The organism is Pelagibius sp. CAU 1746 (assembly GCF_039839785.1).
Taxonomy (GTDB): domain Bacteria; phylum Pseudomonadota; class Alphaproteobacteria; order Kiloniellales; family Kiloniellaceae; genus Pelagibius.
In genome coordinates this window covers 635,722-658,187 of sequence record NZ_JBDOQT010000002.1, presented here as the reverse complement: position 1 = coordinate 658,187, position 22,466 = coordinate 635,722, and the positions used below count along the sequence as shown (strand labels likewise).

The 22,466-nt window shown below is 67.9% G+C and carries 14 protein-coding genes; 8 read left to right on the top strand and 6 right to left on the bottom strand.

Annotated features, from left to right (window positions below; all coding sequences use genetic code 11):
• Window positions 1-143: 143 nt before the first annotated feature.
• Complete coding sequence (locus AAFN88_RS19850; RefSeq protein ID WP_347522408.1) at window positions 144-6,653, top strand: FecR domain-containing protein; 6,510 nt, start codon at window positions 144-146, stop codon at window positions 6,651-6,653.
• A gap of 120 nt (window positions 6,654-6,773) precedes the next feature.
• Window positions 6,774-9,080: an adenylate/guanylate cyclase domain-containing protein gene (locus tag AAFN88_RS19845; protein WP_347522406.1), complete on the top strand. Its 2,307-nt coding sequence runs from the start codon at window positions 6,774-6,776 to the stop codon at window positions 9,078-9,080.
• Between the two features lie 25 nt (window positions 9,081-9,105).
• Here the strand turns inward: AAFN88_RS19845 and AAFN88_RS19840 are convergent, their stop codons facing one another.
• Together AAFN88_RS19840 and AAFN88_RS19835 are read right to left on the bottom strand one after the other, a co-directional pair.
• Window positions 9,106-11,247, bottom strand: coding sequence for an HD domain-containing phosphohydrolase (locus tag AAFN88_RS19840; protein ID WP_347522405.1), 2,142 nt, complete (start codon window positions 11,245-11,247; stop codon window positions 9,106-9,108).
• 14 nt (window positions 11,248-11,261) lie between these two features.
• Window positions 11,262-11,930, bottom strand: a complete 669-nt coding sequence (locus AAFN88_RS19835; RefSeq protein ID WP_347522404.1) for a transglutaminase-like cysteine peptidase — start codon at window positions 11,928-11,930, stop codon at window positions 11,262-11,264.
• A gap of 622 nt (window positions 11,931-12,552) precedes the next feature.
• Between AAFN88_RS19835 and AAFN88_RS19830 the strand changes: the two genes are divergently transcribed.
• From AAFN88_RS19830 to glcF, 5 genes are all read left to right on the top strand, one after another.
• Window positions 12,553-13,509 carry a methyltransferase domain-containing protein gene (locus AAFN88_RS19830; RefSeq protein ID WP_347522403.1) on the top strand — a complete coding sequence of 319 codons (957 nt, stop codon included), beginning with the start codon at window positions 12,553-12,555 and terminating at the stop codon, window positions 13,507-13,509.
• 176 nt (window positions 13,510-13,685) lie between these two features.
• Complete coding sequence (gene ykgO / locus AAFN88_RS19825) at window positions 13,686-13,811, top strand: type B 50S ribosomal protein L36 (RefSeq protein ID WP_193370320.1); 126 nt, start codon at window positions 13,686-13,688, stop codon at window positions 13,809-13,811.
• 296 nt (window positions 13,812-14,107) lie between these two features.
• The gene (locus AAFN88_RS19820) at window positions 14,108-15,595 is read left to right on the top strand and encodes an FAD-linked oxidase C-terminal domain-containing protein (RefSeq protein ID WP_347522401.1); all 1,488 of its coding nucleotides are present in this window, start codon (window positions 14,108-14,110) and stop codon (window positions 15,593-15,595) included.
• A gap of 14 nt (window positions 15,596-15,609) precedes the next feature.
• The gene (glcE, locus tag AAFN88_RS19815) at window positions 15,610-16,839 is read left to right on the top strand and encodes a glycolate oxidase subunit GlcE (RefSeq protein ID WP_347522400.1); all 1,230 of its coding nucleotides are present in this window, start codon (window positions 15,610-15,612) and stop codon (window positions 16,837-16,839) included.
• A 17-nt stretch (window positions 16,840-16,856) separates the two neighbouring features.
• Window positions 16,857-18,170 carry a glycolate oxidase subunit GlcF gene (gene glcF / locus AAFN88_RS19810; protein ID WP_347522398.1) on the top strand — a complete coding sequence of 438 codons (1,314 nt, stop codon included), beginning with the start codon at window positions 16,857-16,859 and terminating at the stop codon, window positions 18,168-18,170.
• A gap of 37 nt (window positions 18,171-18,207) precedes the next feature.
• Here glcF and AAFN88_RS19805 read toward each other — a convergent pair whose 3' ends face one another.
• The 3 genes from AAFN88_RS19805 to AAFN88_RS19795 form a co-directional block, all read right to left on the bottom strand.
• On the bottom strand, window positions 18,208-18,666 hold the full coding sequence (locus tag AAFN88_RS19805; protein ID WP_347522397.1) for a peptidoglycan-binding domain-containing protein: 459 nt from the start codon (window positions 18,664-18,666) through the stop codon (window positions 18,208-18,210).
• Between the two features lie 104 nt (window positions 18,667-18,770).
• Window positions 18,771-19,148, bottom strand: a complete 378-nt coding sequence (locus AAFN88_RS19800; protein ID WP_347522396.1) for a hypothetical protein — start codon at window positions 19,146-19,148, stop codon at window positions 18,771-18,773.
• 39 nt (window positions 19,149-19,187) lie between these two features.
• Window positions 19,188-20,270 carry a M14 family metallopeptidase gene (locus AAFN88_RS19795; protein ID WP_347522395.1) on the bottom strand — a complete coding sequence of 361 codons (1,083 nt, stop codon included), beginning with the start codon at window positions 20,268-20,270 and terminating at the stop codon, window positions 19,188-19,190.
• A 157-nt stretch (window positions 20,271-20,427) separates the two neighbouring features.
• Here AAFN88_RS19795 and AAFN88_RS19790 point away from each other — a divergent pair, with 157 nt between their 5' ends.
• Window positions 20,428-20,988, top strand: a complete 561-nt coding sequence (locus tag AAFN88_RS19790; protein ID WP_347522394.1) for a tetratricopeptide repeat protein — start codon at window positions 20,428-20,430, stop codon at window positions 20,986-20,988.
• Window positions 20,989-21,028: 40 nt separating this feature from the next.
• Here AAFN88_RS19790 and pyk read toward each other — a convergent pair whose 3' ends face one another.
• Entirely contained in the window at window positions 21,029-22,447 is a 1,419-nt protein-coding gene (gene pyk / locus AAFN88_RS19785) for a pyruvate kinase (protein ID WP_347522393.1), read from the bottom strand.
• Between the last annotated feature and the right edge of the window lie 19 nt (window positions 22,448-22,466).

The following is a 22,466-nucleotide window of genomic DNA, read 5'->3' as shown; positions in this document are numbered from 1 at the left end:
CTCCGGATGCTGTTAGCTTTTTTCCAGGGTGGCCGATAGATATCCGGATTTTCGTTAGTGTTTGCTTGGTTTTTTTATCCGGGTTTTTGCTCAACGCACAAACGGCCGACCTCGGGTCATGTCCACACAGGGAGTGGGGTGAAATGGTCAGCGAGACCACGGCCGTCGGCGATTTTGCCTCCGAAAACCATCACGTCATCGATATCTCGGACCAGGCAGCGGTCCAGGTCGATGCGGACTTCCTCTTTTCCGCCGATTTCGTCCGCTTGGACGACGATCTCCTGCTGCGCGGGCCGGACGGCGGGGAACTGCTGTTGCAGGACTACTTCGCCCAGGTGCAGCCGCCGCTGCTGGAAACCGCCGACGGCGCACAGCTGCACTATGCGACGGTCGAAGCGCTTGCCGGTCCGGAGTTCCCCGTTGCCTTCGCCCAGGCCGGCGCCGCGGTGGAACTCGGCGCGCCCATCGGCGAGGTCAGCGATCTGGGCGGCGTTGCCCGGGTGCAGCACAGCGACGGCTCGCGCGCCGACCTGCAGGAAGGCGACCCGATTTTCCAGGGCGACATCGTTTCCACCGGCGTCGGCTCGGAACTGGGCATCGTCTTCGTGGACGACACGGTGTTCTCCCTGTCATCCAACGCACGGATGGTCATCGACGAACTGATCTACAATCCGGCGGGCAGCGACAACTCCATGGGGGTGTCCCTGATCCAGGGGACCTTCGTCTTCGTCACCGGCCAGGTCGCGCCCAGCGGCGGTATGGACGTGGAAACGCCGGTCGGCACAATCGGCATCCGCGGCACCACCGTCGGCGTGCAGATCGCGACCCTGGGCGGCAACACCCGGATCGTCAACCTGGTCAATCCGGACACCGGCGAGACCGGTAGTTTCATCTTCAGCAACGGCGGCGGCATCGCCCAGTTCACCCAGGCCAACCATTTCCTGCAGGTGGCCAGCTCCAACGCCTTGCCCGGTTCGCCGGCGGTGGCCAGCAGCCAAGTCATCAACAACGTTTTCGGCCGCGACCTGGGCAATGCCATCGGCATCCAGCGCCAGCTCGACCGCAACGACGACGACTCGCCGCCCACACCGCCGACCCAACCCAATCCCAACGATCAGGAAGGCAACCTCCCCGAGGAACTGCCCCAGGACATCCTGGAGGCGCTGCTGGAACAGGTGCCGATCGAGACTGCGGTCGGCCCTCAGGCGCTGGGCGGCGGCGCCGAGTTCCGCCTGCCGCCCTGGCTGGGCCAGGCCTTCGGTTTCCTCGGCCTCACGCCGCAGGGCGTGATCGGCGAAGTGGCCGCGCCGACGCTCGAGTTTCCGGACTTTCCGCAGTTCGTCGTTTTCTTCACGCCGGAAAGTCCCGTGGCGCCCAGCGCCGCCTTCGGCCTGCCGGGCGCCGCCACCGGCGGGGCGGGGCTCATCGCCGCGATCAAGGAGGACTCGGTCGACAACCTGGCGATCTTCGCGGCGACCGCAGGCAACATCGAGAACGAGCTGACGTCCATCGTCCTGGAGCTGCCGGGCTTCGCGCCGGAAGACCTCGACATATCCAGCATCATTGCCGACCTGGACGGCGACCCGCCGCTGGGCACCGTCGAGGTGACGACGGACGGCGGCATCACGCGCATCGTCATTACTTTCGACATCACCCAGGACGTCCAGGTCTTCGCCAGTTCCTTCACGCTCGATGCGCCGGAGGCGGGCAGCGACGCGGACTTGCCGGGCATCAAGATCACGGCGACGGCCCAGGACCTGCTGGATCCGACTAAGATGGGCAGCTCCAGCGTCTCGGGAACCCTGGTCCTGGACGCGGTCTTGGACGAGGCGGCGATCGCCAGCCAGGGCTCCTCGGCGACCGTGGATGAAGCCGCCACGGCGCAGGAAATTCCCCTCGATCTGTCGCTCAGCATCATCGACACGGGCTTCGACGCCTCGGGCCCGGACGGCGACGGATCGGAGGCGATCACCAACGTCACGGTGGTTCTCTCGGCGGGTATTCTGGCGCTCGGGGCCGGGGCGCCGGCCGGAGCCTCGATCGTCAACAACGGCGGCGGCAGCTTCACGCTGCGTGTCGCCGATCCGGCGGACTACGCGGACGCCGTGGCATCGCTACAGGTCGAAGTGCCGGCCGGTCTCGACGGCGAGGTGACCGGCACGATCTACGTGACGACCGCGGAGTTCTCGCCCAGCGGGGGGGAGGCACAGACCGGCGACAACAGTCTGACCCTGGATACCGATTTCTCCGTCATGGTCACCGCCGGTGAAGTGGCGCCTACGGCGGCCTTCGGGGTTCCGGACGGCGTGGTCCTGCTGGCTGCGCAGGCGGGGATCGCCACCATCCTGGAAGACTCCGAAGACAATCTCATCGGTTTCTCGGCGGCGGCCGGGAATCCGACGGACGAGCTGGCCTCGGTCGAGATCGCCCTGCCGGGGATCGCGCCGGGCGACGTCGACATCGCGCAGATCAACGCGGACCTCGCGGGGCCGCCGCTGCTCGGCAGCGCGGTGGTGGCGACGCCCGGCGGCGTGACCACCATCATCATCACCTTTGCCGATGCCCAGGACGTGCAGGACTTCTCCAGCTCCTTCACGTTGGACGCGCCGGTTGCCGACAGCGACCTGGATCTGGCGGACATCGAGATCACGGTGACCGCCAAAGACACTACGACGCCGGCGGCGACCGGCTCGGCCAGCGCCACCGGCACGGTCTACGTCGATGCGGTCGCCGATCCCGTCGATGTGACGGTGGATGCGGTGAGCGCCAGCGGAGATGAATCCTTCGCGCCGGGCGAAGCCGGTACGGTGACGGTGGATGCGGCCTTCGGAGATTCCGCCGACGGTTCGGAACTGCACACGGTGACGGTGACGGTACCTCTGGGCTTCACGGTGACCGATACCGACGGCGGAACGCAGGTCGGTGACGAGGTTTCCTGGACCACGACGGACCCGAACTTCCAGGCGGTGCTGCAGGTGTTGGCCGACGACCCGCTGCCGGGCGAGCAGGAAGTGACCTGGCAGGCCGAGGCGACTGCGGTCGAGCAGAATACCAACACCGACCCGGAGGCCGGCGACGTCGAGCAGACGACGGCCAACAACACCCAAGACGACCAGGCCAGCGACAGCGTGACGCTGGACCCGGCCGGGGCGCCGGCGGTGTCGGTGAGCCTGGGCGGCGAGGCGCTCTGCATCGCCGAAGACGGCCAGGGCGACTTCACTGTCACGGTGACGGCGCCGGGTGACGACTATGTCAGCGAGGTTCTGGTCGGCAACCTGCCGGGGGCCGGTGAGGGCTGGTTCACCACCGTCGTGGGAGACGACGGCGGCATCTTCGATCCGGCCACGGGCGTCTACACGACCTCGGGCCAGCCGACGACGGTCGTGCTGACGGTGACCCTGATGCCGCCGCCGGACAGCGACCTGGATGTGGTCACGGTGATGGGCGGCGATATCTCCTTCACTGCGACCACGACCGATCCCAACAGTGGCGACACAGCGATGTCCGCGCCGGTCAGCGCCGACGTCGACGTCGACGCGGTGGCCGACGGCGAGGGCGCGGGGTTGTCCGTCTCGGTCAACGTGAACGACAGCGGTGATCCGGACGGCGAGTTCTCGCCTGGCGAAACCGGCACGGTCTCGGTCTCGGCGAGCTTCGGCGACTACATCGACGGCTCCGAGCTTCACACGGTGGTGGTGGACATCCCCGATGGCTTCACGGTGGTCGAGCCGCTGCCGGCCCTGGCCGGCGTCACCGTCTCGGTGAACGGCGACGGCGACGTGGAGTTCCTGGTGAGCGACGGCGTCTCGGGCTTCACCGACTACACCTTCGAAGTCACCGCCTCCGACGGCGTTGCGGACGGCGAGGTCTACCCCTTCTCGGCGACCGCCACGGCGCTGGAGGAGCCGGTCGACGAGGACTGCGAGGCCGGCAACAACGAGGCGACATCGGAGGCCTCTGCCGATGCCAACACCGGTGCAGCGGGGGCCCCCACAGTGGCGCTCGCCGTGCCCGGCGACGACGGCAGCCTGAAGGAAGACACCACCGGCGACGTGCAGATCACCGCTGACGTGACGACCCCTGGCGACACGCTGAGCCAGGTCGTCGTCACCGCGCCCGAGGGCTGGGTGCTGAGTGCCTCGGCCGGTGGCCAGATCGCCGCGGTCGAGGGTGACGGCACCACCACCCTGACCCTGACGCTGGTCGGCGGGGTGACGAACTTCTCTGCCCTGATCCAGGCGACCCCGCCTGAGGACAGCGACGTCGACGGCAGCTTTACCGTCGAGGCGACGGCGGTGGACGGCTCGGACAGCGCGGTCAACGACGACGACTTCGACGTGCCGGTCGACGCTGTGGCCGACGGCGGCGCGCTGGTCACCACCGGCGGCTACGGCGTCTCCACCAACGGCTCGCTGGTCGACCTGGCGCTGCTGCTGGGCTTGCAGGACGGCAATCCGGACAATCCCGACGGCGATCTCTTCAACGCCGGCGGCTTCGACGACGACGGCTCGGAGGCGGTGACGACAATTCAGGTGACCCTGAGCGGCAGCCCGGCGATCGCCAGCGACGACGACGCGGACCTGGTCTACGACACCGGCTTCGGCGGAGACGTCACGCACGTCAACGGCAGCCTGGTCTGGACCTTCACCGGCACCGAGGCGGAGCTCCAGGACCTGGTGGCCTCGCTGCAGCTCGATCCCGCGGACGACTACACCGGCACCCTCACCGTCGAGGTCGCGGTGACAACCGAGGAAGCGGCCCTCGAGAGCGGCTCGCCGGCCCCGGGCGGCGACGGCAGCAACGGCGACTCCGGCGTCGAGGCGGACGACGGCGACAACGCCGTCACCGAGACCTTCTCCTTCGAGGTACAGGCCGAGGTCTTCCTGGCCGGCGCGGTCGGCATCAACGAGATCGGCCTGGGCGTGGGCACCTCGGTCGAAAAGCACGGCGACATCATCGAAACGGTCAACACCGGCCAGAACTACATCGAGATCCGCAACATCGTCGACCATGCCGTCAGCACGTCGGAGGTCAAGTCGCTGATGATTCAGATCATCGGCGCGGACGGCCACCTGGTGACCATCGACCTCTCCACGGCGACGGGCGGCAGCATCAACATCCCGCCGCTGGGCTTTCTGACCATCTTCGAGGACGGCACCTGGGCGACCTCCACGCCGGGCGGCGAGATCCAGCAGACCGGCACCTACGAGGTCCCCGGCGAATACACCGAGCCGGGATCGGTCTGGGGCTTCGGCGAGGACACCTCGGACATGCTCGGCGTCTATCTGGTGCAGGACAGCGGTTCGGTCGACATGTTCCTGGCCAACGGCGCCGACGGCGAACTCTTCGGCGGCACCGGCGGCAACTGGGTGGGTTCCGGCAGCGCCACCGCCAACGCCGCGGCCCTGCTGGGCGCCTTGATCGACCTGGAGACCTATTCCGGCCTGGTGGGCGACCAGGATGCCCTGCTGGCCGCGCTGGACCGTTCCGACATCGTGCTCGACGACGCCCCCGCCGTGGACGACGAGGGCACCCATGTCTTCGCCCGTGTCTTCGCCGACGAGGAAACCGCCGGCGATAGTCCGGGGGACGCTTTCACCGCCGACACCAACACCTCGGCGGACTGGACCACCAGCAACGAGCCCACGTCCTTCGACACCGCCCTCAACAATGACGATCTGGCGGCGATCGACGATTTCAACCCGCAGGACTCCTCGGACGACCTGAACCCGGCCCAGGGCGCCGGGACCAACGAGGAGGACGCCGGCCAGACGGTGCTCTACGCGGACGTCGACGGCGACAGCCTGCAGGGCGGCCGCGGCCAGGATTTCCTCTTCGGCAACACCGCCGCCAACCTGCTGCAGGGCGGCGACCACAACGACTTCCTCTTCGGCGACCAGGGCGACGACAGCCTGGACGGCGGCGGCGGCGCCGATTTCCTGGTGGACGTGGACGGCGCCGACCTGCTGATCGGCGGCTCCGGCGACGATATCCTGATCAGCGGGCAGGAACACCTGCCGGGCGCGGTGGTGCTGGCCAGCGCCGCGGGCGATCTGCTGATCGGCGACGAGGTCGCCGAGGCCGGCGGCTCCTTCGGCGAAGACGTCATCCTGGGTGGCGGCGGCGGCAACCTGGTCTTCGGCGACACGCTGCTGGTCGAGGCCGAATACGAAGGCAGCCTCTTCGACCTTGCGGTGCTGGTCTTCAACGATGTTGAGGGACCGGCCCTGCGCGCGGCGCTGGGCGGCCTTGGCGAGTCCGACTGGATCGAAAGCGGTTCGGGGAACGACAGCGTCATGGGCCAGGGTGGCGACGACACCATCGCCGGCCAGGAAGGCGACGATCTGCTCGTCGGCGGCGACGGGGCCGACGCCTACCTCTTCAGCCTCGCCGCCAACGAAGGGAGCGACGAGATTCTCGACTTCTCCGTCAACGAAGGCGATCTCCTGTCCTTCACCGACGTCAGCGATGTCGACGGACCGTTGGGGATCGATATTGAAGACGCCGTCGCGAGCTTCACCGACAACGGCGGCGGCGCCGGTATCGATGAGCTGGTCCTGGAGAGCGGCACGGTGGTGTTGATCCACGATGTGGACAGTGCGCTCTCCAGCATCGCCGATGTCACGGCCAACAGCCTGGTCAACGGCGGTTGATGGTCCTGTAGGAGTTCATGGCTGCATCGGTCCGGGCGCCGGACGCCCTGACGCGGCGCCCGTGATGGGTAGCCGGGGGACGGGCAGCCAGGAGACGGGCAGCCAGGAGACGGGGTGGAAGTGAGCGAGGAGGTGTCATCGATCGGGGCGGGGGACCGCCGGAAGGACAGCGGCAAGGCCGCCTTGCTGCGGCGCTTGCTGAAGCAATCGTCCCTGCTGCGGCTGGCTCAGAGGTTCGGCATCAGCCGGCTGCTCGGCCTCTGCCTCTTCATACCGCTGCTGGCGTTGCGGGTTTGGGATCCTGCCCCCCTGGAGACCCTGCGGCTCAAGACCTTCGACCTCTACCAGCTGGTCGAGCCCCGCCAGCCGGCAATGGAGCCCGTCATCATCGTCGACGTCGACGAGGAGAGCCTGGCGGAGGTCGGCCAATGGCCCTGGCCGCGCACCACCGTCGCGCGGCTGATCGACCGGCTGCGTGAGGCCGGCGTGGTCGCGACGGCTTTCGACATGGTTTTCGCCGAGCCCGACCGCTCCTCGCCTGCGGCCTATGCGGACTCCCTGACCGGCGTGGCGCCCGAGGTCAAGGAAGCGCTGCGCAGCCTTCCCGCCAACGACGAGGTTTTCGCCCGCGCCATCCGCAATTCGCGCCTGGTGCTGGGCCAGGCCGCCTATCACCGGCGCCGGGACGGTGATGACGCGGCTTCCTTGCCGAAGGTTCCCCTGGCGGTTCTGGGCAAGGATCCGAAGCCCTACCTTTTTCACTTCCGCGGTCTGGTGCGCAATACGCCGGTGGTGGACGCGGCGGCCTCCAGCCGCGCGGTTTTCAGCCTGGTGCCGGAGCGCGACGGTATCGTGCGCCGGGTGCCGGCCTTCGTCGTCGCCGAAGACCGTATCCTGCCGGGACTCTCGGTCGAACTGCTGCGCATCGCCACCGGCGGCAACGCTTTCGCCATCAAGACCGACGACGCGGGCGTCCGCTCCTTCGTCGTGGCCGGGGTCGAGGTGCCGACCGACCGCAACGGCCGGCTGTGGGTGCACTACGCCGAGACGCGCCCTCATCTCTACGTCTCGGCCAAGGACATCCTGGCCGGCAGCGTCGCGCCGGAGCGCCTGGCCGGCAAGCTGGTGCTGATCGGCACTTCGGCCGCGGGCCTGCTCGACATCAAGGCGACGCCGCTGCAGGAAGATATCCCCGGCGTCGAGGTGCACGCTCAGGTCCTGGAGATGATTCTCGGAAACCAGTTGCTGCTGCGCCCGAACTACGCCTTGGGGGCGGAGTTGGTGGTCTTCGCCCTCGTGGCCCTGTCGTTCATCGCTCTGGTGCCTGTATTGGGCGCGTTGCTGACCATGCTGCTGGGCGCGGTGGTGGCGGCGGCGTTGCTGACCGCCTCCTGGCTGCTCTATACCACTGAGGGCGTGCTGATCGACGTGGCCTACCCGACCCTGGGCGCCTTGGCCGTATTCGCCCTTCTCGTCTTCATCAACTACCTGCGCGAAGAGCATCTGCGCGCGCAGGTCCGCAGCGCCTTTCGCCAATACATCTCCCCGGCCCTGGTCGACCAAGTGGTGAAAGATCCGGATCTTCTGGTGCTGGGCGGCGTGCGCCGGGACATGACCGTGCTGTTCAGCGACGTGCGCGACTTCACCTCGATTTCAGAGAGCATGCAGCAGCAGCCGCAGCGGCTGAGCCGCCTGATGAACCGGCTGCTCACGCCGCTGTCGGCCCAGATACTCGACCACCAGGGCACCATCGACAAGTACATGGGCGACGCGGTCATGGCATTCTGGAACGCGCCCGTCCCGGACGACGAGCACGCCCGCAACGCCTGCCGGGCGGCCTTGGCGATGCGCCGGGAGATCGACCGCCTGAACGTCGAACTGGCCCAGGAGGCCCAGACGGCCGGCGGGCAGGCCATTCGCCTGGATGTCGGTATCGGTCTCAACAGCGGGTCCTGCGTCGTCGGCAACATGGGGTCCGAACAGCGCTTCGATTACACCGTCATGGGCGACACCGTGAACCTGGCTTCGCGCGCCGAAGGCCAATGCAAGACCTATGGCGCCCAGATCATCATCGGCCAGGCCGCTGCCTTGGAGGTGGGCGCGCGCATGACCTACGTGGAACTCGACATTATACGGGTGAAGGGCAAGCGGGAGCCGCAACGCATCTTCGCCCTGCTCGGCCCCGCCGAACTCGCCGAGGACGAGGATGTCCGGCGCACCATCGCCGGCATCGGCGATCTCTTGACGGCTTACCGGGGGCGCTACTGGGCGGTTGCCCTGCGGGCGATCGAGGAACTGGAGGGCCGCTCTCTGGAGCGCCTGGACCTGCCGTTCTTCCTGCAGCTCTACCGCCGGCGCATCGAAGACTTCCAGGCCAATCCGCCGCCGCCGGACTGGGACGGCGTCTACACCGCAACGACGAAGTAGCGCCGGCCCCCTAGTCGCAGGTTCCCTAGTCGCCGGCGAGATCGGCGATCAGCTTCTCTCCGGCGATCGACTCCGCGACCCTGCGCAGGGCCGCGATAACCCGCGCATCGTAACGTCGGTCGTTCTGTTCCAGGATCTGAAGCGCCCGTTCCGGCGAGATGCCGCCACGATAGACCCGCGGCTCCAGGCGGGCGCAGAAAACGTCGCAGGCCCCCAGGATGCGCCCGGCCAGGCCGATCTGCTCGCCCGACAGGCCGTTCGGGTAGCCGCCGCCGTCCAGGCGCTCGTGCATCTGTGTGACGGCGTCCAGTACCGGCAATTCGAAGTCGATGTCGCGCAGTATGGACGCGGTGTGCTGGATGTGGCGTTGCAGCTGTTCGATCTCACTATCGCTGAGGCGGCCCGGTTTGGTCAGTATCTCCACCGGCACCGCCAGCTTGCCGATCTGTGAGAGGTTGGCCGCGATCTCGACCGTGGCCACGACCTCGGATCCGGCTTCCAACAGCTCGGCGACGGCGCGGGCGAAGCCGGCAAGGCGGCGCGAGTGGCCGGCCAGATAAGGGTCGCGCAGCTCGACGGCGCGCACCAGAGAGGACACCATCTGCTGCATGGCGCGTTCGCGCTTCTGGTGTTCCTCGACCAGTTCGGTCACGTCGCGCATGACCGAGACGATGCCGACGGTTTCGCCGCTGTCGTCGTGGTAGGGGACCTTCGAGACCTGCAAGTGATGCAGGCGGGACTGCAGGTAGATCTCGGTGTTGAAGGTCACCGAGGCCTCCCGCTCCAGAACGCGGCGATCGGATCTGGCCAGGCGTTCCGCCGTCCCCTGGCCGAAGAGGGCCGCGTCGTCCAGGCCCACCGCGTCGCCGACGCTGCGGTCGACGGCCCGCGCGAAGGCCGGGTTGAGGTAGCGGTACCTGCCTTCCTTCGATTTCACGCCGATGTACTCGGCGATGGAGTTGTTGACGCTGTCGAGAAACCGGCGCTGGGCTTCGATGCGCGAGGCCAGGCGCTTGAACTGGTCGGCCAGGGTGGAGCTGTGCTCGTTGTTGAGGCGCCACCAGAAGGCGCCGAAGGCGGCGATCACCGCCAGCATCACCAGGCCGGCGACCGCCAGTACCGCGAGAACGAAGCCGCGCATCTGGTTTTCGGCGACCGCGGTCTCGATTTCCTGAACAACCCACCAGGCGGTCTCGCGGACCGGACTGCCCGCCGAATAGACGGCGGTGCCCCGGCCGACGGCGCCGCGCTCGGCGAAGGGCAGGGGGGCGTCGGCCGGCGGCATATCTATGCCCTCGACCAGCCGTACCGGCGGAAGAGTGTTGGGGTCCACCAGGAAGAGGCCGCCGTCCGAGCGTTGCAGCAGCACTAGGCGCTCGCCGGCTCCGGAGAGCGGCGGCGGCGCCAGCACCTCGATCAGCATCTCGTCGATCGGAATGGTCAGCATCAGCACGCCGACGGTCTGCTCGGCGAGAAGCTGCCGCAACTCGCCGGGATCCTCCGGGTACTGGCCGCCGGTCAACTCGAACTGGGCGGCGAAGATGGGGGCGAAGAAGTCGATGACAGCGCCGCCGGGCGCGCGCCGGGCGGGGCCGAAGGCGATGGTGCCGCTGTCGAAGATGCCGCGGGCGATCTGCTGCTGTTGGCCGCTCATCAGCAGCGCGCCGGCGGTGGAGACGTAGGAGATACCTTCCCGGTTGATCACGTAGCCGGCCGCGAAGCCCGCATTGTCGGCGAAGTCGGTGAGAATCTGCTCCATGTAAGGGAGCTGCTCGGAGAGCGTGGCGGAGAAAGCGTCGCCGCCCGCCGGGGCGCCCGCGCCCGGCCCGGAGATGTCGCCGCCGGAAAAGTCCATTTCCGTGGCGAAGAGCCGGAAGAGCTCGCTGTCCAGCACCCGGCCGGCCGGGCGGACGCTGCCGGAGAGCCAGGTCTCGATCACTTCGGCGCGTCCGGCCGAAAGGACTTCCAGGCGGCGCTGCAGTTCGCTCTCCAGATCGCCCTGCCGCAGTTGGATCAGCACGATGGGCACAACGACGCAGATCGCGAGTATGATGCCGATCACGGTCAGGCCGCGGCTGAGCGCGCGCGAGCGGGTTGGCTTGAACTGGTTGGGGTCGACTTCGGTGCTGATGAAGTCGCTTTCGGCTGGGGCGCTGGCGCTGCACATCTCCGGCTCCGGTCTTACTGGCGTTTCTGGAACAGGGTACTGGCCGAGAGGGCGAAGCCGGAGGGGGCCTTGAGCTGCCTCTGCTTGCCGGGCACATGGGCCCAGCGCGAGGTCTCGTTCATCGAGACCTGAGGGACGTAGTGGCCGTACTTACTGTGCGGAAGGACGAGTTGGGAGGTGTTGTCCAGGATCAGGATGTCGCCGCCGACGTAGGCGGCCATGACGGCGTGCCCGAAGCCGCGGATGGTGTCGCGCAGGGCGACGATCCGCAGTTCGTCCTTGCTGAAGCCGACGTTTCTCAGGGCGTAGTACTTCGCGATGGAGTAGTCCTCGCAGTCGCCGGAGCGGATGATGAACTCCTTCGGCGTCGCCCAGTATTCGCGGACGCCGTAGACTTCCATGTCCAGCTTGTAGGGCCAGCGGTTGAAGGAGCTGTTCACCGACCGGAGGCGGTCTCCCCGCGGCAGGGCCTTGGCGGCAAGGACGATCTCGCGCCAGCGTTTCAACATCGAAGTGGTGCAGGCGCCGGCACTCTTGGCGCAGTTGTTGAAGGCCGGACCGGCGGTGCGCATGGCGCCGACCACCCTTTGCCACTGCTGCAGGCCTTTCAGCGAGTCGGAGCGGATCTCTACGGTGCCGAAGAGGGTGTTCTCCGCCTCCGCCTGTTTGGCCGCTTGGATCATGTTGGCGAGATCCTGACCCGCGGCCGGCTGCGGCGCGGCCAACAAGGCGCCCAGGCAAAACAGCCCGCAAAACCGGGACAGCGATAGGACAGCGGCTCTCTTACCGGCTCTCACCATTGCAGCCGTCTCCCCTCAGCTTGCAAGGCCATGTCCGCTTCGGTTCCGGCTTCTCCGGAACCGTTTTGCCCGAAAGGGCCCCGGCGGAGCTGGCGCGTTTCCAGGTGATCGTCAGCCGGCCAGCCCGAAGGCTAACCATCCGATGGCTAACCAAATGAACTAATCGATTTCCGGAGTATATGGCGATCGGCGGGAAAAGGGTTGCAAATTATGCGCGGACTTCGCGCAACGAAAAATTGAAAATCTATTCTTATATCGTTCCTGGAAAGGGAGTCCGCGAATGCCGGGGCGACTCCATGGTTAACGCCGCCGGTCAGAGCCCGCTTGGATTCGGGTTTCCGCCGCGCGCAGGTGCCCCACCTCCGTCGCTAACCTGCGGAAGTCGCGGCAACTCCCGTATTAAGCGATTGTTTGTCATTTGCCGTTAACGATGTCGTGGCCCAGCCTGCCATTAACGCCGCACGGCAGGCCGGGGAGGAACGACGAACGATTGAGAAAGGTGCCGATGGCACTGTTGTCCAAAGCGGCCGCCGGGCCGGCCGGCAAAGCCAAGATTCCGTTCTGGGTGCGTCTCAAGGCCTGGTGGGAGGGCTATGACCTGGCGATCCGGAAGAAGCAGCAGATTCCCGTGGAGATGGGGGATCTGACGCAGGACGCCGTCCGCTATGAGCAGCCGGAGATGTTGTCCAAGCGCCTGGAGGTGATGCAGCAGCTCTGGGGCAAGGGCATGTCGGGGCCAGGCGACGAAAGTTATATCCTCAAGCTGGTGAAGCCTTTCGGCCTGGACCCCGCCTTCACCGTTATCGACGTGGGGGCCGGCCTGGGCGGCGCCACCCGCCTGATCTCCGAGAAGTTCGACATCTGGATCACCGGCCTGGAGGCCGACCGCGAAGTCGCGGACGCGGGCATGGAGCTTTCGACCATGGCCGGCCTCGCCAAGCGGGCGCCGGTCCACTACTTCGACATGGACAAGTACGAGTTCCGGGAGAATTCCACCGACTGCGTGTTCTCCAAGGAGGCGCTCTACATGGTGGAGGACAAGGACCGGCTGCTGAAAGAGATCATCAACATGATCAAGCCGCGCGGCCAGCTCCTCTTCACCGACTACGTCGTGGCCGAGGGGGCCGACGAGCGGGCGGTCTTCAACTGGGCCGAGGGCGAGCCGACGAGGCCCAATCCCTGGACCATGCGCGACTACGAGGTGGCCCTGACCGAGGCCCGCCTGGACATCCGCATCAAGGAAGACATCACCGAAGAGGTCTACGGCATCATCACCGCCAACTGGGCGCGGTTCCTGTCGAGCCTCAAGGGCAAGTCGATCGACAAGAAGACCGCGGAAGCGATCACCGACTCCGTCGAGCTGTGGACCCGGCGGACCAAGGCCATCGATGCGGGTGCCCTGAGGATCTGCCGTTTTCACGCCTTGAAGAAAGAGGCGGAGAAGATGCTCTCCGACTGGTAGGACCCATTGCGGCCGGGTCCGGCCGGGTCTGGCCGGGGCCAGCCGGGAAGGTAGAAAAGGGCTCATTTCCGGGCTTTTCCGAGGTTGACAGGCCCTTCCGCGCTGCCTATGTTCCGGCTTCCCGCGCGCCGGCCCGGACCGGCCCGTGAAGCTGCGGGCCTAAAGAGGATAGAGAAATGAAGGTCGTTAACTCTCTTAAGACCGCGAAACTGCGCGAAAAAGGCTGCCGTGTCGTGCGCCGCAAGGGTCGCGTCTACGTGATCAACAAGAAGAACCCGCGCTTCAAGGCCCGCCAGGGCTGAACCGCTCCCGCCGGCGCCGCCGGCGGTTTTGAGCTTTGAGACGCAAGCAAGGCCGCGCCCTGAAACGGGCGCGGCCCTGTTTTTGCTGCTCACTGGGCCTTTGCCCGCATTTTGGCCTCCCAGTGCCTCCCCAAATCCCGGATTTCTGCCTTTTTCCGCTCTTTTCCGCCCTTGGGGGCGGCCTGGGGCATTGACCGCACCGGCGCGGCGCGCCATAGTCTCGAAAAATTGGTAATACCAATTGCCCCGCGCCCTTCTCGGGTCCAGGCGGGCGGAATCCAGGGAGAGACCTGCCCATGCAGATGCCGGAGCCGGATCAAGCCGTCATCGACGCCAAGGCCGATATCGTCACCGCCTTGCGCGCCATCGTCCCCGGTGAGGGGGTGATCGTCGACGCCGAGGAGTTGAAGGCCTACGAGAGCGACGGCCTGACCGCCTACCGCCAGCTTCCCCTCATCGTCGTGCTGCCGGAAACCACCGCGCAGGTCAGCCAGGTCCTGAAGGTCTGCAGGGAGCGTGGCGTCAAGGTGGTGCCGCGCGGCGCCGGCACCTCGCTTTCCGGCGGCGCCCTGCCGCTGGCCGACGGCATCATTCTCGGCCTCGGCAAGTTCAACCGGGTCCTCGACATCGACTTCGACAACCGCTGCGCCGTGGTGCAGCCGGGCGTCACCAATCTGGCCATCACCAAGGCGGTGGAGGACCGGGGCTTCTACTACGCGCCCGATCCCTCCAGCCAGATCGCCTGCACCATCGGCGGCAACGTGGCGGAGAACTCCGGCGGCGTGCACTGCCTGAAATACGGCCTGACGACCAACAACCTGCTGGGCCTCGAAATGGTGCTGATGGACGGCACCATCCTGCGGATCGGCGGCCGGCACCTGGATGCGGAGGGTTACGATCTGCTGGGCATCATGACCGGCTCTGAGGGCCTGCTGGGCGTGGTGACGGAAGTGACGGTGCGCCTTTTGAAGAAGCCGGAGACGGCGCGCGCCCTGCTGCTCGGCTTTCCGACCAACGAGCAGGCCGGCGACGCGGTGGCCGCCATCATCGCCGCCGGCATCATCCCCGGCGGCATGGAGATGATGGACAAGCCGGCCATCCACGCCGCCGAGGATTTCGTCCACGCCGGCTATCCGCGCGATGTCGAGGCTCTCTTGATCGTGGAACTCGATGGCCCCCAGGCCGAGGTCGACTACCTGATCGGCGAGGTCTCGCGCATCTGCGCGGAGAACGGCGCCGTCACCAGCCGCGTCAGCGAAAGCGAAGAAGAACGCCTGACCTTCTGGGCCGGGCGCAAGGCGGCCTTCCCGGCGGTGGGTCGCATCTCGCCGGATTACTACTGCATGGACGGCACCATCCCGCGCGCCCAGTTGCCGGTGGTGCTGCGGCGCATGCGCGAACTCAGCGCGCACTACGGCCTGCGTGTCGCCAACGTCTTTCACGCCGGCGACGGCAACCTGCATCCGCTGATCCTCTACGACGCCAACAAGCCGGGCGAGCTGGAGAAGGCCGAGGACTTCGGCTCCGACATCCTGAAGCTCTGCGTCGAAGTCGGCGGCGTGCTGACCGGCGAGCACGGGGTCGGCGTCGAGAAACGCGACCTCATGGGCTCGATGTTCAGCGAGACCGACCTGAAGCAGCAGCAGCGCGTGAAATGCGCCTTCGATCCGGAGGCCTTGCTGAACCCCGGCAAGATGTTCCCGCAGCTTCACCGCTGCGCCGAGCTGGGGCGCATGCACATCAGCGGCGGCAAGCTGCCTTTCCCCGATCTTCCCCGCTTCTAAAGAGAGAGCCAGGTATGCAATCGCAGAAGGGGGAGACCCTCGCGCCGGAGACCCGCGACCAGGTGAGCGAGGCGGTGGCCTGGGCGTTGTCGCAGGAAGCGCCGCTGGAAATCGTGGGCCATGGCAGCAAGCGCGGCCTGGGCCGTCCGGTGCAGGCCGCCCACAGCCTCGACCTGTCGCGCCTCACCGGCATCACCCTCTACGAGCCGGAGGAGCTGGTGCTCTCAGCCCAGGCCGGAACGCCGCTGGCCGCCATCGAGGCGGCGCTGGAGGAGAAGCGCCAGATGCTGGCCTTCGAGCCGGCCGAGCTGGGCCCGCTGCTGGGCGGAGCGGCGGGGGCCGCCACCATCGGCGGCGTCCTGGCCTGCAACCTCTCCGGCCCGCGGCGCATCAAGGCCGGGGCGGCGCGCGACCACTTCCTGGGCGTGCAGGCGGTCTCCGGCCGGGGCGAGCTCTTCAAGTCCGGCGGCCGGGTGGTGAAGAACGTCACCGGCTACGACCTCTGCAAGCTGCTCTGCGGCTCCTACGGCACCCTGGCGGTGATGACCGACGTGACGGTGAAGGTGCTGCCGCGCCCGGAGAAGACCTGGACCGTGCTGCTGCTCGGCCTGGACGACGCGGCGGCGCTGGCCGCCATGACCCGCGCCCTGGGCTCGCCGCACGAGGTCTCCGGCGCGGCCCATCTGCCGGCGGCCCAGGCCGCGACCTCGGCGGTATCCTACGTGGCAGGAGCCGGGGCCTCGGTGACGGCGCTGCGCCTGGAAGGGCCGGGGCCTTCGGTGGAATACCGCTGCGCCGCCCTGCGCAAGGAACTCGCCGACCTCGGCGCGACGGAGGAGCTGCACAGCCGCAACTCGCTGGCCTTCTGGCAGGAATTGCGCGGCGTGCGGCCTTTCGTCGGGCGGGAAGACCTCGCCGTCTGGCGCATCTCCGTGGCGCCGACCGCCGGGCCCGGCGTGGCGGCGGCGATCGGCGGCGGTGACGTTTTCTACGACTGGGGCGGCGGCCTGATCTGGCTGGCGCTGCCGGCAACTGCCGATGCGGGCGCCGGCCAGGTGCGCGCCGCCGTCGCCGCGGCGGGCGGCGGCCACGCGACCCTGGTCCGCGCGCCGCTGGAGCTGCGCGCCGCCGGCGCGGTCTTCCAGCCGCAGGACGCGGCGAAAGCGATGCTCAGCGAAAAGGTGAAGGACGGCTTCGATCCCAAGCGCGTGCTGAACCCCGGGCGCATGTACGCGGGGCTGTGAGGAGCGAAGACTAAGAGATGCAGACCAACTTCACCCTGGCCCAGCTTGCCGACCCCAGTATTGCGGAGGCCAACAGGATCCTGCGCAACTGCGTGCATTGCGGCTTCTGCACGGCGACCTGCCCGACCTACATCCTGCTGGGCGACGAACTGGACAGCCCGCGTGGGCGCATCTACCTGATCAAGGAGATGCTGGAGAACGACCGCGCGGCGACGGCGAAGGTCGCCAAGCACATCGACCGCTGCCTCTCCTGCCTGTCCTGCATGACCACCTGTCCCTCGGGCGTGCACTACATGCACCTAGTCGATCACGCCCGCAGCCATATCGAGAAGACCTACCGGCGGCCGCTGCCCGACCGCCTGCTGCGCCGGCTGCTGGCCTTCGTGATCCCGCATCCCAACCGCTTCCGCCTGGCCCTTCTTGGCGCCTTCTTCGCCAAGCCGCTGGCCGGCCTCATGCCGGGGCGCCTGAAAGGGGTGCTGGCCATGGCGCCGAAGGAGATCCGCTCGCCCAGCCGCGTCGATACCCCGCAGGTGTTTGCCGCCCAGGGGCCGCGCCGCGCCCGCGTGGCGCTGATGACCGGCTGCGCCCAGAAGGTGCTGGCGCCGGAGATCAACGAGGCCACGGTGCGCCTCCTGATCCGCCACGGGGTCGAGGTGGTGGTGGCCAAAGGGGCCGCTTGCTGCGGCGCCCTGGTGCATCACATGGGCCAGGAGGACCCGGCCCTGGACGCCGCCCGCGCCAATGTCGCCGCCTGGACGCGCGAGTTGGACGAAGGCGGGCTCGATGCCATCATCATCAACGCTTCGGGCTGCGGCACCACGGTGAAGGATTACGGCTTCATGCTGCGCGAGGACGCCGCCTGGAAGGACAAGGCGGCCAAGGTCTCGGCGCTGACCAAGGACGTGACCGAGTTCATGGACACCTTGGGCCTGAAGGGCGCGGCGGCGGGCCGGCCGCTCACCGTCGCCTACCACTCCGCCTGTTCCATGCAGCACGGCCAGCAAATCCGCCGCGAGCCGAAGGCCCTGCTGACGGCGGCGGGCTTCGCCGTGAAGGAGGTGCCCGAAGGTCACCTCTGCTGCGGCTCGGCGGGCACCTACAACCTGCTGCAGCCGGAAATCGCCAACCGCCTGAAGGCGCGCAAGGTCGCCAACATCGAGAGCACCGGGCCCGACGTCATCGCCACCGGCAACATCGGCTGCATGACCCAGATCGCCGGCGGCACCGGCATCCCGGTGGTGCACACGGTGGAACTGCTCGACTGGGCCACCGGCGGCCCCGAGCCGCGGGCCTTGGCGGCCTTGCCGGGCGTCACGTCAGCGGGCTAGGGCGCACTAGCGGTCTAGGGCACACCCCGGCCGCGCGTCATTTCTGCGCGGTCTCGATCTTGTTTTCCATATGGCTGGCCAGTTGTTGGGAGGCGAGGCCGTCCACCGTCAGGCCGTTGTCGCGCTGATAGGCCTTGATCGCTGCGGTCGTCTTGGCCCCCTGCACGCCGTCGATCGGCCCCGGATCGTAGCCGAGCTTGGCCAGGCCGGCCTGCACCCGCGCCACCGCCGAGGAATTGGCGGGCTGGTCGTCGCTGGCCCAGATGGGGTCGCCGAGATTGATGACGTCTTCGTCGGTCAGTGCGCCGGTCAGGCCGCCGGCCGCGGCGCCGAGCAGCACGCCCTGAAGGATCGACAGCCCGGTGACGGCCCCGACCACGGCGCCGACGCCGGCGCCGATGCCGGCGCCCGAGGCGGCGCGGTCTCCGGTGCTGCTGCCGCAGGCGGTCAGCAGGAGGGACGCGATCAAGGCAAGCGCGGGGGCGGAGCGTTTCATGGCTGTTCTCCGATATCAGGACGGCGACACTGTAACGCAGTCTTCGCGATAACGGAATGTCGGGCGTTCCGCCGCCCTGTCCGCCCCTCCCGGCGGAGCGGAGGCTACTGTTCGGCGTGCAGCTTGGCGGCGTAGGCGGCGAGGTCGTCGACCTGCTCCGGCTGGATCTGGAAGGTGGCGACGAAGGCCGGGTCGTCCGTGGGCGGCTCGACACCGGGAATGCGCACCACCACGGGATGCGGCGGGCGCTCGAAAAAAGTCAGGAAGCGCTCCAGGTAGTCGTCGCGCCGCGCCAGCAGGCGGAAGGACGGCGTGCTCTCGATGCCGCCGTAGGGGTTGTAGTCGGGGACCACGTGGCAGCGCGAGCAGTGGTCGATGGCGATCTGCCGTCCCTTCTCGGCGTCGCCTGCCGCCTCACCGGGTGAGGGCAGGGCGATAACGAGGGCGAGCGCAGCCGGCAGCAGCAGTCCTTTCGCAGGCATGCGCCCAGTCTAGCGCATTTTCCGCCGCTGCAGGAATCGTCACCCCGCCAGGCCGGCGAGGGCCAGGCGCTGGGTTTCCAGCGCGCGCTCCCAGATCATTTCCTTCCAGTCGTCGGCGTCCTGGTAGAAGGCCTCGCGGATCTGGTCCTTGATGGCTCCGCCCTTGGCGCTCGTCATGTCGCCGTGTAGGTGCAGCCAGTTGTCGGCGCGCAGCGCCAGCTTCACCTCCTCTGTGGGCAGGGTGCCGTACTCCAGGGCGACGGCGGTCAGTTCGACGCCGGGAAGGGCTTCTTCCATGCCGATGACGTTGAAGCCGCGGATCTCCGTCGCCGAGGAGGTGCCGAGCGCCGGGCAGGTGAAATCCTCGCCGTACCAATCGCGCACACGCCCCAGCACCGGCGCATCGGGCGCCGCCGGGCAGATGCGCTCGCCGTGGCCGCGCGGCCCCAGCCCGGTGTGATAGTCGATCACCGCGACCCGCTCGGCCCTGGCGAGGTGGCGCTGGAAGATCCGCTTCAGCGTCAGGTGCGACCAGGTGGGCGCGGTGCCGCCGAAGAAAATGCCGTCGGCATGGACGTACTGGCCGTTGGTGACGGCGGCCTGCAGACCGGAGGGGCCGTGTTCCTCGGCGTAGGCGCGCAGCACGCCGCGCGTGGCGGCGATGGTGGCGTCGTCCCAGGTCGGCGGGCAGAGGGCCTCGGCCAGTTCGTCGTAACCGGGGTTGTCCGGCAGGCTTGCGGCGAAATCGACGAAGTTGCGGTTCAGGTCGACGTTGTCTTCGGTGACGCGGCGCAGCCAGGCAAAGCCGTGCGGGTTGATTGCGTGGACCGCCATGTAGGCGGTCCCGGCGTCCTGCTCCGCCGCCAGGCCGCTGTCGAACCAGCCGACCTGCACGCCGGAGCCGCAGAAGCCTTCCACACCATGAGTCCCCGAGAGGCTCACCAGCACGCGTCCGGCGTCCTCCGGTCCCAGCCAGGCGACGTCGGCCGCCAGCTCTTCGCCGTTCGGGCCGCGTTCGGGATGCCCGTAGCTGGTGAGCCGGGCGCCGGCACGCTCCGCGGCCTCGGCGAAGCGCCGTCGCGCCTCGGGATAGTCGGAGGAGAAATAGGCGGCGCCTGCCATGCGGCGGTCTCCCTCTTGCTGGTGCGGCTGGACCCTGGGGCCCGGAATCCGCGGCGCCGGGGCGGGCCGGGCGCCTTCAAAGAATTGTGAAACCTGGATTTATCGTCTGGGCTTTGGCGGAACGGTTGCTTCCGCCATAATCCACAGAATGAAGCGCTTGCCAATCACAGCGATCGCAATTTTCGCGGCCTTCTGGGCCTGTCTGGCCCTCACCCTGCCGGCGCGCGCCGACCAGAAGGACGAGCGTCTGGATGCGCTCTTCGTGCGGCTGCTGGAAGCTCCGGGGCCCGGCGAGGCCCAGCGCGTCGAGGGGCTCATCTGGTCGATCTGGATTCAATCCGATGACGGTGCGGTGCAGGTCCTCATGCACGACGGCATCGAGGCGCTGCAACAGGGCAACTACCCGCGCGCGCTCGGCAAGTTCGAGCAGATGGTGCTGATCGCACCGGATTTCGCCGAGGGCTGGAACAAGCGGGCGACGGTTTATTACCTGCTCGGCAACTACGAGAAGTCGCTGGCCGACATCGACAAGACCCTGGCGCTGGAGCCGCGTCACTTCGGCGCCCTGGCCGGGCGCGGCCTGGTCTATGCGGAGTTGGAGGACGCGCCGCGCGCGCTGAAGGCCTTCGAGGATGCCCTGGCGATCCATCCCAACCTGACCTCGGCGGCGATCAACGCCGCACGGCTGCGCAAGCTGCTGCAGGACCGGGACATCTGAACAGGAGCGCCCGGAGCGGCGCGGCACCGGGTCTCCCCGGCTACTGCTCCACCCGGGCGATGCGCAGCATGTTGGTGGTGCCCGGTGTCTTGAAGGGCACGCCGGCGGTGATCACCAGGGTGTCGCCCAGGTCGGCGAAGCCCTCGCGTACGGCCAGGCGGCAGGCCTTCTCCACCATCTCTTGAGTGTTGGACACGTCCTCGGTGTGCAGGCAGTGGGCGCCCCACAGCACCGCCAGGCGGCGCGCCGTGCGGATCTCGTTGGTGAAGACCATGATCGGCACGTTGGGCCGCTGGCGCGCGGCGCGCAGGGCGGTGGAGCCGGACATGGTGTAGTTGACGATGGCCGCGGTGGAGAGCGTCGAGGCGACCTGCGAGGCGGCGGCGGAGATGGCGTCGGCGCCGGTCGCCTCCGGGTCGCCCTCGCGCGCATGGATCAGGCCGCGGTAGGCGGGGTCAGCCTCGGTCGAGGCGATGATCCGGTCCATGAAGGTGACGGCTTCCTTGGGGTACTTGCCGGCGGCGGACTCGGCGGAGAGCATCACCGCGTCGGCGCCGTCGTAGACGGCGGTCGCCACGTCGGAGGCCTCGGCGCGGGTCGGTGCCGGCGCCGCGATCATGGACTCCAGCATCTGGGTCGCCACCACCACCGGCACGCCCGACAGGCGGCAGGCGTGGATGATCTGCTTCTGGCGGCTGGGGATGGTCTCCGGCGGCATCTCCACGCCCAGGTCGCCGCGCGCCACCATGATGGCGTCGGACAGCGCGATGAGCTGAGAGAGGCATTCCAGGGCGGCGGGCTTTTCGACCTTGGTCATGATCGCCGCGCGCTCGCCGATCAGCCGGCGCGCCTCGGTCAGATCCTCCGGCCGCTGGACGAAAGACAGCGCGATCCAATCGACGCCCAGATCCAGCGCGAACTCCAGGTCGGCGCGGTCCTTCTCGGTGATAGGGGAAATCGGCAGGATCACGCCCGGCAGGTTGACGCCCTTGTGGTCGCGCAAGGGGCCGCCGGTGACGACTCTGGTCTCGGCGTAGTCGGGTGCGCAGTCCTGCACCTCCAGCTGCAGCTTGCCGTCGTCGATCAGCAGGGCGGTACCGGGCGAGATGGCGGCGAAGATCTCCGGATGCGGCAGCGGCGCGCGCTTGTCGTTGCCGGGCGTCTCGTCCAGATCCAGGCGGAAGGACTGCCCCGCTTTCAGAACGACCTCGCCACCCTCCACTTCGCCGATACGCAGCTTCGGGCCCTGCATGTCGGCGAGAATGCCGATCGGGCGCTCGACCTCCGCCTCGACCTCGCGAATCGTCTCGTAGCGCTTGCGGTGGTCTTCGTGGGTGCCGTGGCTGAAATTGAGACGGAATACGTCGGCGCCGGCGCGAAAAAGTTCGCGAATCTGCTCCTTGGAGGAGGAGGCGGGGCCGAGCGTGGCTACAATCTTTGCTTTTCTTTGTCGTCGCATGGCGCGGAGTTTACTCAGG

Bases quoted from the DNA above. Each gene is read 5' to 3' on its own strand.
- AAFN88_RS19800 (WP_347522396.1), bottom strand. From the start codon at position 19,148: ATGCCTGCGAAAGGACTGCTGCTGCCGGCTGCGCTCGCCCTCGTTATC.
- AAFN88_RS19835 (WP_347522404.1), bottom strand. From the start codon at position 11,930: ATGATCCAAGCGGCCAAACAGGCGGAGGCGGAGAACACCCTCTTCGGC.
- AAFN88_RS19840 (WP_347522405.1), bottom strand. From the start codon at position 11,247: ATGTGCAGCGCCAGCGCCCCAGCCGAAAGCGACTTCATCAGCACCGAA.
- AAFN88_RS19820 (WP_347522401.1), top strand. From the start codon at position 14,108: ATGCAGATGCCGGAGCCGGATCAAGCCGTCATCGACGCCAAGGCCGAT.
- AAFN88_RS19850 (WP_347522408.1), top strand. From the start codon at position 144: ATGGTCAGCGAGACCACGGCCGTCGGCGATTTTGCCTCCGAAAACCAT.
- AAFN88_RS19805 (WP_347522397.1), bottom strand. From the start codon at position 18,666: ATGAAACGCTCCGCCCCCGCGCTTGCCTTGATCGCGTCCCTCCTGCTG.
- glcE (WP_347522400.1), top strand. From the start codon at position 15,610: ATGCAATCGCAGAAGGGGGAGACCCTCGCGCCGGAGACCCGCGACCAG.
- ykgO (WP_193370320.1), top strand. From the start codon at position 13,686: ATGAAGGTCGTTAACTCTCTTAAGACCGCGAAACTGCGCGAAAAAGGC.
- glcF (WP_347522398.1), top strand. From the start codon at position 16,857: ATGCAGACCAACTTCACCCTGGCCCAGCTTGCCGACCCCAGTATTGCG.
- pyk (WP_347522393.1), bottom strand. From the start codon at position 22,447: ATGCGACGACAAAGAAAAGCAAAGATTGTAGCCACGCTCGGCCCCGCC.
- AAFN88_RS19830 (WP_347522403.1), top strand. From the start codon at position 12,553: ATGGCACTGTTGTCCAAAGCGGCCGCCGGGCCGGCCGGCAAAGCCAAG.
- AAFN88_RS19795 (WP_347522395.1), bottom strand. From the start codon at position 20,270: ATGGCAGGCGCCGCCTATTTCTCCTCCGACTATCCCGAGGCGCGACGG.